Here is a 14,615-nt window from a genome sequence, read left to right as displayed (position 1 = left end):
CCTCGAATTTATATTATATTTTTTGGTATTCAATCAAACTTTGATAAATTTGTAATCCCTAGCTTACAATTAATACAAGTAAATTGCTAACGGCAATCTCTCTAAAGAATGAAAAAAATAGCGTTTTCAATAATGCTGCTTTGTGGCAGTTATTATTATTGTGCCGCACAAGTTGGTATTGGCACAACAACCCCAAACACGTCATCCATTCTTGATGTGGAATCTACAGACAAAGGTGTTCTTATCCCCAGACTTACAACCGTTCAAATTAATGCAATTGTTAATCCAGCCAATGGGTTACTTGTTTTCAACTCCACTACTAATCGGTTTGAATACAACTACGGCACTGCGGCGACACCAATTTGGTTTCCTTTAAATTCAAATCCGGTCAGCTCGGATACGGGAAATATCATTTCCCCAGGCACAGATTCTGCCGCTTATTTGGGCGCTACCACATACATTGGTAGTTTTATAATTTCCAGTACCGGACATCAGAGTATTACGGGTTTACCCTTTAGGCCAACTTCGATAAAATTCTCTGCCCATGCCAATGTTGAAAGTTATAATGTCAATGCGAATAACGGCGTAGGAAACAACAACAATACATTTCAGAATGCTTTTGGCTCTATGCAAGGTTATGCCACGCATTATAGTGGCAGCATTCAGCAACAAGCTATATATGTTGGTGGCAATGGCAATTCAATAAACAATATTTCCAGATACGCATCCAATTCTAGAGCGATTGGTATCAGATATTCCAATCAAAACGGTAACAATTTAGGATTAACAGCCGCTTCTGTAATCAGTTTTAACAGTAATGGTTTTACTATTAACGTTACCAATCATACTGAAAATATTGTAGTGATATATGAAGCTTACAGATAAGTATAATATGTTCAAAGCAAAAATAAATCCCTCTCAAACTCTCTCAAATGAAAAAAATAGCGTTTTCAATTATGCTGCTTTGTGGCAGTTTTTATTTTAGTGCCGCACAAGTTGGCATTGGCACAACAACTCCAGACACATCATCCATTCTTGATGTTGAATCTACGGACAAAGGTGTTCTCATCCCCAGACTTACAACCGTTCAAATTAATGCTATAGTTAATCCTGCAAATGGATTAGTGGTATACAACACCGATTTGAATGAATTTCAGTTTAATTGCGGTAGCCCTGCCATACCAGATTGGAGCCAAATTTCCCATGGTAGTTCTGTAAAATATAGCAACACTAATACAACAGCAAATTTAAATTCCGGGGCTTATTCCAATATCCCTATTTTTGGTTCGTTAGATTGGAACGATAACACCAGTTTATACACCGTTGCCGGCAATGTTTTAACCATCAACACTACGGGCAGGTACAGAATTACAGCCAACATCTCTTATCGAGTCCCAACAGTAGGTGGAAGTACTGATACACGTGTATCGGTCGAGGCACAAATAGCCATTAACGGCACACCAACCGGAACCATTGGCAACACGGGTTATGTAAGACATGCTAACGGCCATACCGAAGCCTCTCTTCATATAACCGAGGTTTTCAATATCACAGCTGGACAAACCATTAGTGTGCAAACTATTAGAGGTGGCAATTCTGCTCCTGCACGTTTTAGAAGTGTTGGCACCTCAAACATTTATGTTGAAAAAATAAAATAGCGTTTGTTTCACCCTAAACACTATTTTTTTCTTCTTTATTTTTCCTTTACTTTTATGCAAATTTTTAAACCATGAGTCATAAGGATACTTTTTTTAAATACATTACCGACGGCAATACCACAAAAGGCGATTACATTCCTATTGGGGCCGCTATGTTAAACGGCGAAACCGTTACTGGTGCTCATGTAAAAATCCCTTTAAAAACCTTGAACCGCCATGGTTTAATTGCGGGAGCTACCGGTACCGGCAAAACAAAATCGTTACAGGTTTTAGCCGAAAATTTAAGCGATAAAGGGATTCCTGTTTTACTGATGGATATTAAAGGTGATTTAAGCGGATTGGCACAACCAAGCCCCGGGCACCCGAAAATTGATGAGCGCCATGAAAAGATTGGATTACCGTTTGAAGCCAAATCATTTCCAGTTGAAATCTTGACCCTTTCTGAACAAGATGGCGTAAGATTGAGAGCAACCGTTAGCGAATTCGGCCCCGTTTTATTGTCGCGTATTTTAGATTTATCTGAAACCCAATCTGGTGTTGTTGCCGTTATTTTTCAGTATTGCGACGACAACAAATACCCCATTCTCGATTTAAAGGATTTTAAAAAAATACTGCAATACGCTACCAATGAAGGTAAAAAAGAATTTACTGAAGCTTATGGCAGGATATCAACCGCATCAACTGGTGCCATTTTACGTAAAGTCGTAGAACTTGAACAGCAAGGTGCCGATTTGTTTTTTGGTGAAACATCATTTGATGTACAGGATTTATTGCGCATTGATGAAGACGGCAGGGGCTACATTAACATTATCAGACTTACCGATATACAAGACAGACCCAAACTGTTTTCAACATTTATGCTGAGTTTATTGGCTGAAATTTATTCAACTTTCCCGGAGCAAGGCGATAGTAACAGACCAGAACTTATTATGTTTATTGATGAGGCGCATTTAATTTTCAATGAAGCGTCAAAAGCCTTGTTAAATCAAATTGAAAGTATCGTTAAATTGATACGTAGTAAAGGTGTCGGATTGTATTTTGTAACCCAAAACCCCACCGATGTTCCCGAAGCGGTTTTAAGCCAATTGGGATTAAAGGTCCAACATGCCTTAAGGGCTTTCACGGCAAAAGACAGGAAAGCCATTAAACTAACCGCACAAAATTATCCGGATTCGGAGTATTACGATACGGCCGAAGTTTTAACATCATTAGGCATCGGGGAAGCCTTAGTTTCTGCTTTAGATGAAAAAGGACGCCCCACACCACTTGCCGCTACCATGATGCGCGCGCCTATGAGCAGAATGGATGTATTGACCGATAGCGAGTTGAGCAACTTATTATCGCAATCTAAAATGGTTAAAAAATATAATGAAACCATTGATAGGGAAAGCGCTTATGAAATGCTTAACGAAAAAATAAAACAAGCCGAAGCCGAAGAAGCCAAGGAAAAAGCGCGCCAAGAACAAGAAGCCCTTAAAAAAGCAGAATCTAAACAACGAGCGTCAACCACCAGACGACGAAGCACTCGTATCAATCCGATAGTTAAAGTACTTACAAGCGCCACCTTTATAAGAAGTGCTTTTGGGATTCTTACAAAACTGATGAAAAAATAGTCCCCGCTGTCACTAAACGACATCTCCCCCAAAGGGATAAAAACAACAAGTAAAACCAAATTAACACATGAATAAATCAATTTTAATCCTTACTATCTTAACCCTACTTTTAACCAGCTGCAAAAAAGAACAAGATCCATTTCAAATTAGCAAGCACCATATTGGTATGCTAACCGACTCTACCCAAGTTAAAGATTTAGAAAGCGTTTTCAGCAACGATTCTATCGTTAAGTTTATCAGTGGTGACGAATTTACGGGCAACAGTAATGATATTAAAATTTTTGAAAAGGGTGGTAAAAAGCTATTGTCCTTAACGCCTAGGCAATCATTGGATTCAACATCGGTTATTGAAAGTGTTCAAATTTTCGACGCTCGATTTAAAACCGACAAAAACATAACCACATTAAGCACTTTTAAAGATATTGCCAATAATTATACTATTACGAGGATAGACAATTTAATAAACTCCATTGTTGTTTCTGTAAACGAAATTAACGCAGCCTTTACTATTGATAAAAAAGAATTACCTGCCAACCTTCGTTTTGATATGAATTTAAGCATTGAAGCGGCTCATATTCCCGATGATGCCAAATTGAAATATTTTTTCTTAAATTGGAGTAAAATTTAATAAATAAAAATTCCAAAACAAAACCTATGATCCCTTTTATCTCAAAGCTTTTAGTAAACGTAGCTCGCAAAAAGCTTAAAGGTAAAAACGCCGATAGTTCGTTTGAAAAAAACGACCTTGCACCAACGGTTAGAAACCTTCAAATAGAATTATCGCACGCCGTTAAAGAATATTTTTTTATCATAGTTGGTGTGTTTTCTGCGGGGTTTGGGTTAAAAGGCTTTTTACTGCCCAATAAATTTATAGATGGCGGCGCCACAGGCATCTCGTTATTATTAGAGCATGTTACCTCATTAAATTTAGGTTTGTTACTGGTACTTGTCAATCTTCCTTTTTTGTTTTTGGCATCAAAAACCATTGGCACTAAATTTGCCTTAAGAAGTATTGCCGCCATCACTTTTTTGGCATTTGTAGTCCATTTTGTAGACTATCCCATTATTACAGAGGATAAATTACTAATAGCCGTTTTTGGCGGTTTCTTTTTGGGCTTGGGCATTGGCATGTCTATGCGAGGTGGTAGCGTTATTGATGGCACCGAGGTTTTAGCCATTTATTTGGGGCGAAAATTATCGCTTACCATTGGCGATGTATTGCTGCTTATTAACATCATAATCTTTTCTGTGGGTGGTTATATTTTATCCATGGAAACCGCGCTTTACGCCATATTAACCTATTTAGCTGCCGCACGTACCGTTGATTTTGTTGTTGACGGTGTTGAAGAGTATGTGGGCGTTACTGTAATTTCGAACAAGCACGAAGAATTACGACTTATGCTTACAAAAAAACTAGGACGTGCATGCACTATTTATGCTGGGAAAGGTGGCTTTGGTAAAAACGGCGAAAGCTACGATAAAGACATTATCTATACCATTGTAACCCGTTTAGAACTGGCGAAATTACAAACTGAAATTGATAAAATTGACGAAAAAGCCTTTGTTATTATGGGCGTTGTAAAAGATTTAAAAGGCGGCATGATTAAGAAGAAACCGATGAAGAGTTAGAAGTTAAAAAAATTAAATATGTCCAAGAAAAAATATACCATTCAAAACTCACCCTTTGTTGTTCCAACTACCGATGGCAAGATTATAAACGAACATTTTGGAAAGGCTACCAATGGAAATACCAATATAAGCATTGCCCACATGAAAGCACCTGCCGGTTGGAGCGAACCATTTCAAACGCCTGAATTTGATGAGTACACGTTTATCATCAGGGGCAAAAAGCAGTTTATTATTGATGGTGAGACCGTAGTTTTAAATGCTGGCGAATCTATTAAAATAGAAAAAAACACGAGGGTACAATATTCCAATCCGTTTACCGAAGTATGCGAATACATTGCCATTTGCACACCTGCGTTTTCCATCGATTTAGTAAATAGAGAAGGATAAAAATGAAAAAGAAAATTGAAAAAGCGCTACCTAAAATAGTTGGCAAATTAATAAACACAAGCAGCTACGTTTCAAAAACATATGCTGCAAATAAGGCCATGGCTCTTTTTGCAACACCGAGAAAAGGAAAAATAACCCCTGAGCAATCCGCATATTTAAAATCTGCCAATACCTTAAATATGGAGTACGATGGTTTGAATATTGCAACCTATCATTGGGCAGGCAAAGGCAAAACCGTTTTGCTGGTTCATGGTTGGGAGAGCAATACGGCACGATGGAAAAACCTTATTTCTGTTCTACAAAAACACCATTACAACATTGTTTCCCTAGATGCGCCAGCTCATGGCAACTCAGGTGGTGACACCTTTAATGCCATTTTATATGCCGAATTTATTCATGTGGTAACGCAAAAATTTCAGCCAGAAATAATTATTGGGCACTCGGTTGGTGGTATGGCGTCTATCTTTTTTCAAAAAGAACACCAATTACCGAGTTTAAAGAAAATGATATTACTTGGAGCCCCAAATGAATTTACAGACATTTTTGAAAACTACACCAGTCTATTAAGTTACAACTCTAAAGTAATCAATGCGCTTGAAGATTTAATTCTTAAACGTTTTGGAGCACCGGCAAACACGTTTTCATCGGCTAAACACAGTACATTAATTAATGTTGATGGTTTAATTATTCATGATAAAAAAGACAGAATCATTCCCATAAACGATTCCGAAGCCATTCATAAAAACCTCAAAAACAGTAAACTTATCCAAACTAGCGGTTACGGACATTCATTAAATAACGATGTGGTGCACAACCATATTATTGAATTTTTAAAACCATAGATTGTTGTACTTTTGCAGCATGGGCGAATCATTAAAACGTATCAACAAATTTTTAAGCGAAGCTGGATATTGCTCGCGCAGAGAAGCAGACAAACTCATTGAAGCTGGCAGAGTAACCATTAACGGCGTGGTGCCAGAAATGGGTACAAAAATTGCGCCCAACGATGTGGTGCATGTTGACGGCGAAGAAATTAAAAACACCAAAGAAGCCTTTGTGTATTTGGCTTTTAACAAGCCCGTAGGTATAGTTTGCACCACAGATACGAGTGTAGAAAAAGATAATATTATCGATTTTATCAACTACCCAAGGCGCATTTTTCCTATTGGCAGATTGGACAAACCCAGCGAAGGTTTAATACTTTTAACGGACGATGGCGATATTGTAAATAAAATCCTTAGAGCCAGCAATAACAACGACAAAGAATATATTGTTACGGTTGATAAGCCTATTTCCCAAACGTTTATTGAACGGATGTCTGGCGGGATTTATCTTGAAGAATTAGGGAAATCGACCAATAAATGTGTCGTTAAAAAAATAAATTCGCATACGTTTAGCATCATATTAACCCAAGGCCTAAACCGGCAAATTCGCCGTATGTGCGAATACCTAAATTACGAGGTGCAAACGCTTAAACGCATTAGGATTATGAACATTAAACTGGATATGCCCGTTGGAAAACATCGCGAATTGACCAAAGATGAGTTTAGGGAATTAAATAATCTTTTGGACGGTTCCACCAAAGTCCACATGAAAAATAGCCGCAAAAAATAATAAGTAGCTTGTTAATTTAATCATAAAACCTTTATTGCTCTTTCATTTCTTGGTTAACTTTAGAAAAACGTTAATTATGAAACCTATAACTACCTTGCTTCTATTAATATCCTGCTGTGCTTTTGCTCAGTATAATTACGATGTATCGGAAGCATTTCCTTTTGGGCAAGCCCATCCAAATTCGCCGGAACAAATTAAAGATTTCGATCCCTTTATTGGTGAATGTCATTGTAAATCGACATCCAGAAAACCAGACGGCACTTGGAATGATGCCATCGATATGATTTGGCGGTGGAAATATATTATGAATGGTATGGGCGTACAAGACGAAACTTTAAAAGCAGATGGCGGACATTCGGGAAGCATCAGGCAATTTATTGCCGATTGCAGTAAATGGTACGTTCATTATTATTCGTCTAAAACACCTTCCACCACATTATCAACATGGACTGGAAACAAACAGGAAAACGGAAACATTGTACTGTATCGCGAACAAAAAGCACCCAACGGAATGGATGGTTTTTTCCGATTAACCTTTTACGATATTAGCAAATTGGGTTATAAATGGATTGGAGAATGGGTTGATAAAACCGAAAAAATAGTTTATCCAACTTGGAAAATTGAATGCAAAAAATAAATACTATTTTTATATAACATTTAACAAAACTTCAAATATGCTACCTCCTTTTCATCTCGCCATTCCGGTTTACAATCTAGAAACTTGCAGAACATTTTATCGCGATATCTTAAATTGCGAAGAAGGGCGAAGCAGCGACAATTGGGTGGATTTCAACTTTTTTGGGCACCAATTGGTAATTCATTACAAACCCAAAACAGACACCGATTTACACACCAATGCGGTTGATGGAAAATCTGTTCCCGTGCCCCACTTTGGCGTGGTTTTAAATTGGGATGTGTTTCACGCTTTCGCGGAAGATTTAAAAAGCAAAAACATTGAATTTAATATTGAACCATATATTAGATTTGAAGGTTTGGTTGGCGAGCAAGCCACCATGTTTTTTTACGATCCATCGGGCAATGCTTTAGAATTTAAAGCCTTTAAAGACACCGACCAACTGTTTGCTCAATAGCAGATAACTCCTTTTTTCGCTTTCTTTCAACTAAATAAAAAGGCAAATAAATCAGTAAAAAATAAGGAATAATGATGATTTGAACGACGATAATATATATGGGCCAAGGACCGAAATAATCCAACAATGATGCAGACTCTGGTTTTTCATTCAAATAAAAATAATTGGCATTTAAAATAAAATTGATACTCACCATAAAAACAACGTAAAGCTGCAACGCAAAAAACGACCTAAAAACACTTTTAAGTGTAGGTTTCATTTTAAAAACAAAAATGGCATAAAAAACAATAATTAATAGCCCCAAGTGAACAGTCCAATATCTAAAGTAATCAAAGGCTGGGAATCCGTGGGGAATATCTGGTGTTAAAACGCCTTGTGTGGTTCCTGCAATTATCCAAAATAACAATATTTCGAACATCCAAAACTTTCTATAATAGGTAAAAACAGGAATTAATAAGGCTATAAAACTGCACAAATACAAAGGTAAATCTGTTTTGATATTGTAGTCTCCCAAACTTATTTGGTATAAATGGAATGCCAATACAACAAAAGAAACCAAGCACCCAAATTTGTGCAACGCCTTTTCTTGCTGGCTTTTGCTAAATTTTCGTTTGTTGTATTTAATAAATAGAATACAAAACAGCACCGAAAAAAGAATAGGCAGGATATGTTCTAGACTACCAATGGCAACTCTTTTAAATAAAAAAATTGCGTTATAAATCAGGAAATTCATAGAGCGCAATTTAATAAAATTTCAACCATCAATTTTAGTGCCTTTCTCTTGCCAATAAAGTATTTTTAAGCAACATGGCAATCGTCATGGGGCCAACACCTCCGGGAACCGGCGTAATATAGCTCGCTTTTTTACTAACACTTTCAAAATGCACATCGCCAGCTAGTCTGTAGCCGTTTTTCTTTGTTGCGTCTGGCACACGCGTTATGCCCACATCAATAATAACCACATCTTCTTTAACCATATCTCCCGTTAAAAATTCTGAAATTCCAATGGCAGCAACAATTATATCGGCTTCTTTAGTTATTTCCGCCAAGTTTTTCGATCGGCTATGTACCACGGTTACCGTAGCATCGCCAGCTTTTCTTTTTTGGCTCATTAATATACTCATTGGGCGGCCTACAATATGGCTTCGTCCCATAACCACAACATTTTTACCTAAAGTTTCTACCTGGTAGCGCTCTAACAATTCAAGAATTCCATAAGGTGTTGCTGGTAAAAAGGTTGGTAAACTTAAAGCCATTTTTCCAACGTTTGTGGGATGAAAACCATCCACATCCTTATCCGGGTTTACGGCCATTAGAACTTTTTGTTCATCAATTTGTTCGGGTAATGGCAACTGCACGATAAAGCCATCAATGGCATCGTTGGTATTTAAATCGTTTATCTTTTCAAGTAAATCTTCTTCGGTAGTGTATTCGGGCAACTCGATAAGTGTGGAGTTGAACCCAACACGTTTACAAGCTTTAACTTTGGCGTTAACATAGGTCATACTTGCGCCATCAGACCCGACTAAAATCGCAGCGAGGTGCGGCACTCTTTCGCCTTTTTCAACCATAGCTTTTACATGATTCGCTATTTCCTCTTTAATGTCGTTACTTGTTTTTTTTCCGTCTAAAATTGTCATGTCTTATTCATTTTTGCCACGAATTCACGAATAATTTTTTCTCGCAAAGTCGTAAAGGCGCAAAGTTTATTTTATTTTTTTTTGAAAATTGCAACTGTTGACTGCATACTGCCAACTGAATACTTATTTCATCCCCTTCATCATTTGCATCATTTTTTTACCGCCGCCACCTTGCATCATCTTCATCATTTTGCTCATTTGATTGAATTGTTTTAGCAACTGATTCACTTGTTGTACCGAGGTTCCCGAACCACTACCAATACGCTTTTTTCTACTGGCATTAATTATGGATGGATTGCTTCGTTCTTTTGGCGTCATGGAATGAATAATGGCTTCAATTCCTTTAAAGGCATCGTCGTCAATATCAACATCTTTCATCATTTTACCGGCGCCGGGAATCATGCCCACAAGGTCTTTCATATTTCCCATTTTCTTGATTTGCTGAATTTGCTTCAAAAAATCATCAAAACCAAACTGGTTTTTGGCGATTTTCTTTTGGAGTTTTCTGGCTTCAACCTCATCAAATTGCTCTTGGGCACGCTCAACGAGCGACACCACATCACCCATCCCGAGAATACGGTCTGCCATACGCGATGGATAGAACACATCGATAGCTTCCATTTTCTCGCCCGTACCAATAAACTTAATGGGTTTATTAACTACAGATTTAATTGAAATGGCAGCTCCACCACGGGTATCACCATCTAATTTGGTAAGGATAACACCATCAAAATTCAAGGTATCGTTAAAGGCTTTTGCTGTGTTTACGGCATCTTGCCCTGTCATGGCATCGACTACAAATAAGGTTTCTTGCGGTTGGATGGCTTTATGGATGTTCGATATTTCGGTCATCATTACCTCATCGACAGCTAAACGACCTGCGGTATCGATAATAACCACATTAAATCCGTTTGCTTTGGCATGGGCAATACCTGCTTGCGATATGGCAACGGGATCGTTATTTCCCCTATCGCTAAAAACCTCAACACCAATTTGGTCTCCAACAACGTGTAATTGGTCTATGGCGGCAGGACGATACACATCGCAAGCAACCAAAAGCGGTTTTTTTGTTTTTTTGTTTTTAAGATAATTGGCCAATTTACCAGAAAATGTGGTTTTACCAGAACCCTGTAAACCAGACATTAAAATAACACTTGGATTGCCCGAAAGGTTAATGCCTTCGGCATCGCCACCCATGAGTTCGGTAAGCTCGTCTTTAACAATTTTAACCATAAGTTGCCCAGGCTGAAGCGTTGTTAAAACGTTTTGCCCCAAGGCTTTTTCTTTAACCCGGTTGGTAAAATCTTTGGCTATTTTAAAGTTAACATCGGCATCAAGTAAGGCACGACGTACTTCCTTTAATGTTTCGGCTACATTTACTTCGGTAATGCTTCCATGTCCTTTAAGAACGTGTAAGGCTTTATCTAATTTATCGCTTAAATTATTAAACATGGTTTTTAAGTATTCTGTGGGCAGCCTGCTGTATACAGTCTGCTCTATAATTAAAATTTAAGTTGCAAAAATAACGAAATATTTCGTTTTTATAGGCTTGAATTGCCCTTTTACTTAAACTAGTTTAAGCTAAAAAGGAATGTTTTTTTTAATACGTTACAAATATGCTAGCTGGCTGCAGGCTGATTACCACCAACTGCGGATTGGTGCGTTAGGGATAGTAGTGGAAAGCCCACAGCGAGGCACGAGCGAGGACTTGTAGCGGATAGCCCGACCACTTGCCCTGAGCGCAGCCGAAGGGTTGTGGTAACGCCCAAAAATAAAACATATCTGGTTTTAACAAAAAAAGCTGCCAAAATTTAATTTGACAGCTTTTATAAAGGAAACTTACTTATTAATTAACCTAACCAACCGAAAAGAGGGGTTTCCTTTTCACCAAAAACATAATAAATTCGATAGATTTTTTTATTTTGATTCCCGTTTGCACGGGAATGGTAGTTTTAATTGAAACCTCGGAACTAAAAGTTCCGAGGAAACATTCTTCAATTATTCTTTTTTCTCAAGGACTAATATGCGTTCTATTTCTCCGTTTGCGCTTAAATCTTTCAACTCGATTCTATTTTGAGTGATTTCGGCAATTTTCCATCTGTGGTTTAATACTTGAAATGGCGGCTCGATACCATAATGCATTCCTAAATGCAGGCCTTCGTGTCGGTAAGCCAACCAGTTACCATCAATGATACCGTTGTTTGGATCGGTTACCTTAATCCAACCGTTTTCCAAGAAATCGATGGTGTACATAAAGTAATCTTCTGTTTTATTTACATCGCCATCTTTATATAAAGCAACTTCCCACTCCCATGTTAACAGCACATCTTCAATATAGTTTATATCGTCGTCGCCGTCTGGACAATGTCTTCTCAATATCATTTGGTTGTTCTCGTTTTCCAACTTAATCAACCCTGGCTCAAGGAACGTGATTAACCATTCTAGTTTTAAGTTTGGTCTGTCCTGTAAAAAGATTTGCAAAAAGAACCCTGAGTTTCTAACCCCAATTTCGTATTCTCCGTTAACAAACTCACCATTTATACGTATTTTAACAATGTTGTTTGCAAAGAACTTTAATGGGGTGCCTATATAATCTTTCTCATTATTTGTACCATCAACCTGTAATCTGGCAACTCGCCATAAACACTCTTGCAAGTAGTTTTCTATACGCTCTTTGGTTATATCAATTACAACATCGCAGTTCTTTTTCATGATGATTCTGTTACCACCTTCTTCGTACAGTTTAATTTTACCGTATTCAATATCGTAAACAATCCATTCTAAAGTAAAGTCTGCCAAGGTGTCGAATTCCATTTTTAAAAGCGCACCTCTTTTGGTTACACGTGTGCTCCAAGTACCAGTTAAGATATCGCCATTTCTAGCTCGCATTCTAACAACACCGTCTTCTTTAAAGTTTAACGCATACTCTTTATACGCTACCGTGTTATCTTGGTTGTTTCTTTTAAACTCGTGTACAACCCATGGGCAAATTTGTAAATACTCGTCTAAACGTTCTTTTGTAAAATCGTCGTCGCCATAATCGTTATCATCGTCTTCATCACAGGCATCTTTTGCATCGTTAATAGTGTTTTCCAACTCTTCGTTATTATTAACAACTAATTCTGTGCCATCGGACAACAACATAGTTACCGGAAAGTTAAGACTAGCTAAAAAATCTGAATTTTTAACACGTTTAAGAAATTTGTACAACTGTCTGTCGTTTTCAACAGTAATTACATCAACAACCTGGAAGTTTACATCATAAACCGAAAACGAAATGGGGTATTTAAAATCGATACATTCTATATCGTCGTCGTTTTCATTTTCACCTTTGCATTCATCAACAAATTCTTTTAATTCGGCGGCATTGTTGATTACAATATCGTCGTGTTCCTCAGTTATGATTGTAATGGGAAAGATAATTTCCAAATAATCGTCGTCTTCTTCAAACTCATTAAAAATGGCCTCGATAACTTTATAGTCTTCTTCCGAATCTATTATAATTTCAAGTCCGTTAACCACAACAGTTACTGGCAATTCAATTGACAAACAACTGGCGTTATCAATAATATTGTCTTTAGAACCGTCCATTTTAGAAGCGGAACTCATTAAAGCAGTTAATGGAGAACTTGCTGAAAGCGCTTCAGAATCGGCAGGTGGTGATATTTCCACAACTTCCTGCTGACAAGACGTAAACATTAAAAGAGCAAAAAAAGGTAATAGTAATAATGTACTGATTTTAGTTTTCATAATATTGGAATTTGGGTTAAACATAGCATTTTGATTATAAAACAGGATAACTTTAAAAATTCCTACCCCCAACAACGAGAAATTTCAAAAAAAACCAAAAACTAAATTCCAAAAAAGCTATTTTAGTGGCACCAACTACCAATAATAATGAGCAAACAATTACATGAAAATATTTGCGAAGAGCGTATTTTTTCATCTATTTTTAATAAGCACGCTAAAGATTTACACAACTTTTTATACTATAAGTTTGGCGAACTGCTAAACCCAAAAGATAAAGTACAGGAAGCTTTTATTAAGTTATGGCAAAATTGCGCAAAGATCTCGCCCGATAAAGCCAAAAGTTTTTTATTTACCACCGCCAATAATTTAATGTTGAATGAAGCGGCACACCAAAAAGTGGTTTTAAAGCATCAGCAAACGAAACCCAAAACATACACCAATGAAAATCCTGAATTTTTAATGCAGGAAACAGAGTATAACGATAAACTACAAAAAGCACTTGCAAATTTAACCGAAGCCCAACGTGTTGCATTTATGATGAACCGTGTTGAAGGGAAACGTTTTAAGGAAATTGCGGCGCTTTTGGATATTTCGACCAAAGCGGTTGAAAAACGTATTTATGGGGCGTTGAAGAAACTGCGGGAGGATATTAAGGAGTTATAAAATTATTTACATGAAAATCAGAAGTATTTCATTTACACCACCAGAACCCAAATTGAAAGTAATAAAATCTGTCACAGTTTATATTTCTGAAAAACATTCGGAAATTATTGTTGCTCCTATTTCTAAAGAACCAAAAGACAGTTATCATTATGAACAAGAAAAATGTGAAGTAATTGATTTGAAATCTTCTTTAAAAACTATTGGAGAAACTATTAAAAGAAATTTTAATAAATTTAATATTAAGGAGAAGAAAGATGGAATGGGAAAAATATCTGATTGGTCTGCTTTGAAAGCTAGTAGAGAGAAAAGTGGTCGCAGATTCCTAGAAAAATATAGTCGCTTTTATATTACAGGCATTACAGACAAAAATAATTCTTTAAGAATTGAGAGTGTTAAAAATTTACCAATACAAATAGAGTTAACAAGTACAATTTCCGCTCATTGTGAACCATCTGAATTAGGAAATAGAATATTAAAAATGTTTCGTTCGGATATAGTTGAGAGAAAATGAAAATATTTTTTCGCGCAAAGACACTAAGACGCAAAGTTTTCCCTCTATGAATCTCTGCG

Annotated in this window: 16 protein-coding genes; 12 read left to right on the top strand and 4 right to left on the bottom strand. The window is 37.0% G+C overall.

What is annotated here, in order from left to right:
- Positions 1–108: 108 nt before the first annotated feature.
- The 10 genes from RNZ47_RS15870 to RNZ47_RS15825 all read left to right on the top strand — a co-directional run bounded on the left by RNZ47_RS15870 (position 109) and on the right by RNZ47_RS15825 (position 7,992).
- Complete coding sequence (locus RNZ47_RS15870; protein WP_311942705.1) at positions 109–885, top strand: phage tail-like protein; 777 nt, start codon at positions 109–111, stop codon at positions 883–885.
- Positions 886–932: 47 nt separating this feature from the next.
- Positions 933–1,658: a phage tail-like protein gene (locus tag RNZ47_RS15865; protein WP_311942700.1), complete on the top strand. Its 726-nt coding sequence runs from the start codon at positions 933–935 to the stop codon at positions 1,656–1,658.
- Between the two features lie 71 nt (positions 1,659–1,729).
- Complete coding sequence (locus RNZ47_RS15860; RefSeq protein WP_311942694.1) at positions 1,730–3,271, top strand: helicase HerA-like domain-containing protein; 1,542 nt, start codon at positions 1,730–1,732, stop codon at positions 3,269–3,271.
- Positions 3,272–3,338: 67 nt separating this feature from the next.
- Positions 3,339–3,899, top strand: coding sequence for a hypothetical protein (locus tag RNZ47_RS15855; protein WP_311942691.1), 561 nt, complete (start codon positions 3,339–3,341; stop codon positions 3,897–3,899).
- A 26-nt stretch (positions 3,900–3,925) separates the two neighbouring features.
- Positions 3,926–4,900: a YitT family protein gene (locus tag RNZ47_RS15850; protein ID WP_311942686.1), complete on the top strand. Its 975-nt coding sequence runs from the start codon at positions 3,926–3,928 to the stop codon at positions 4,898–4,900.
- Between the two features lie 18 nt (positions 4,901–4,918).
- Positions 4,919–5,287 (top strand): cupin domain-containing protein, encoded by a 369-nt coding sequence (locus tag RNZ47_RS15845; protein WP_311942680.1) that lies wholly within the window; start codon positions 4,919–4,921, stop codon positions 5,285–5,287.
- A 2-nt stretch (positions 5,288–5,289) separates the two neighbouring features.
- The gene (locus tag RNZ47_RS15840) at positions 5,290–6,129 is read left to right on the top strand and encodes an alpha/beta hydrolase (protein WP_311942676.1); all 840 of its coding nucleotides are present in this window, start codon (positions 5,290–5,292) and stop codon (positions 6,127–6,129) included.
- Positions 6,130–6,148: 19 nt separating this feature from the next.
- The gene (locus RNZ47_RS15835; RefSeq protein ID WP_311942673.1) at positions 6,149–6,901 is read left to right on the top strand and encodes a pseudouridine synthase; all 753 of its coding nucleotides are present in this window, start codon (positions 6,149–6,151) and stop codon (positions 6,899–6,901) included.
- Between the two features lie 76 nt (positions 6,902–6,977).
- The gene (locus tag RNZ47_RS15830) at positions 6,978–7,538 is read left to right on the top strand and encodes a hypothetical protein (protein WP_311942669.1); all 561 of its coding nucleotides are present in this window, start codon (positions 6,978–6,980) and stop codon (positions 7,536–7,538) included.
- 37 nt (positions 7,539–7,575) lie between these two features.
- A complete protein-coding gene (locus tag RNZ47_RS15825) occupies positions 7,576–7,992 on the top strand; it encodes a VOC family protein (RefSeq protein WP_311942667.1) in 417 nt (138 codons plus the stop codon).
- On the opposite strand, the gene RNZ47_RS15820 is transcribed toward RNZ47_RS15825, so the two are convergent.
- The 4 genes from RNZ47_RS15820 to RNZ47_RS15805 form a co-directional block, all read right to left on the bottom strand.
- A complete protein-coding gene (locus RNZ47_RS15820) occupies positions 7,961–8,725 on the bottom strand; it encodes a YwaF family protein (RefSeq protein ID WP_311942663.1) in 765 nt (254 codons plus the stop codon). The genes RNZ47_RS15825 and RNZ47_RS15820 overlap by 32 nt on opposite strands.
- Before the next feature lie 34 nt (positions 8,726–8,759).
- Positions 8,760–9,632 carry a bifunctional 5,10-methylenetetrahydrofolate dehydrogenase/5,10-methenyltetrahydrofolate cyclohydrolase gene (locus tag RNZ47_RS15815; protein WP_311942659.1) on the bottom strand — a complete coding sequence of 291 codons (873 nt, stop codon included), beginning with the start codon at positions 9,630–9,632 and terminating at the stop codon, positions 8,760–8,762.
- Between the two features lie 123 nt (positions 9,633–9,755).
- Positions 9,756–11,084 carry a signal recognition particle protein gene (ffh, locus tag RNZ47_RS15810; protein WP_311942655.1) on the bottom strand — a complete coding sequence of 443 codons (1,329 nt, stop codon included), beginning with the start codon at positions 11,082–11,084 and terminating at the stop codon, positions 9,756–9,758.
- Positions 11,085–11,630: 546 nt separating this feature from the next.
- Entirely contained in the window at positions 11,631–13,382 is a 1,752-nt protein-coding gene (locus RNZ47_RS15805; protein WP_311942651.1) for a hypothetical protein, read from the bottom strand.
- Between the two features lie 147 nt (positions 13,383–13,529).
- Here RNZ47_RS15805 and RNZ47_RS15800 point away from each other — a divergent pair, with 147 nt between their 5' ends.
- Positions 13,530–14,045: an RNA polymerase sigma factor gene (locus RNZ47_RS15800; protein ID WP_311942648.1), complete on the top strand. Its 516-nt coding sequence runs from the start codon at positions 13,530–13,532 to the stop codon at positions 14,043–14,045.
- A gap of 10 nt (positions 14,046–14,055) precedes the next feature.
- Positions 14,056–14,556 (top strand): hypothetical protein, encoded by a 501-nt coding sequence (locus tag RNZ47_RS15795; protein WP_311942643.1) that lies wholly within the window; start codon positions 14,056–14,058, stop codon positions 14,554–14,556.
- The last annotated feature ends 59 nt before the right edge of the window (positions 14,557–14,615 follow it).

It is taken from the genome of Hwangdonia seohaensis (assembly GCF_031932625.1).
Classification (GTDB): domain Bacteria; phylum Bacteroidota; class Bacteroidia; order Flavobacteriales; family Flavobacteriaceae; genus Hwangdonia; species Hwangdonia seohaensis.
Note: the sequence above shows the minus strand (reverse complement) of the source record. Positions and strands in the feature narration are given on the sequence as shown.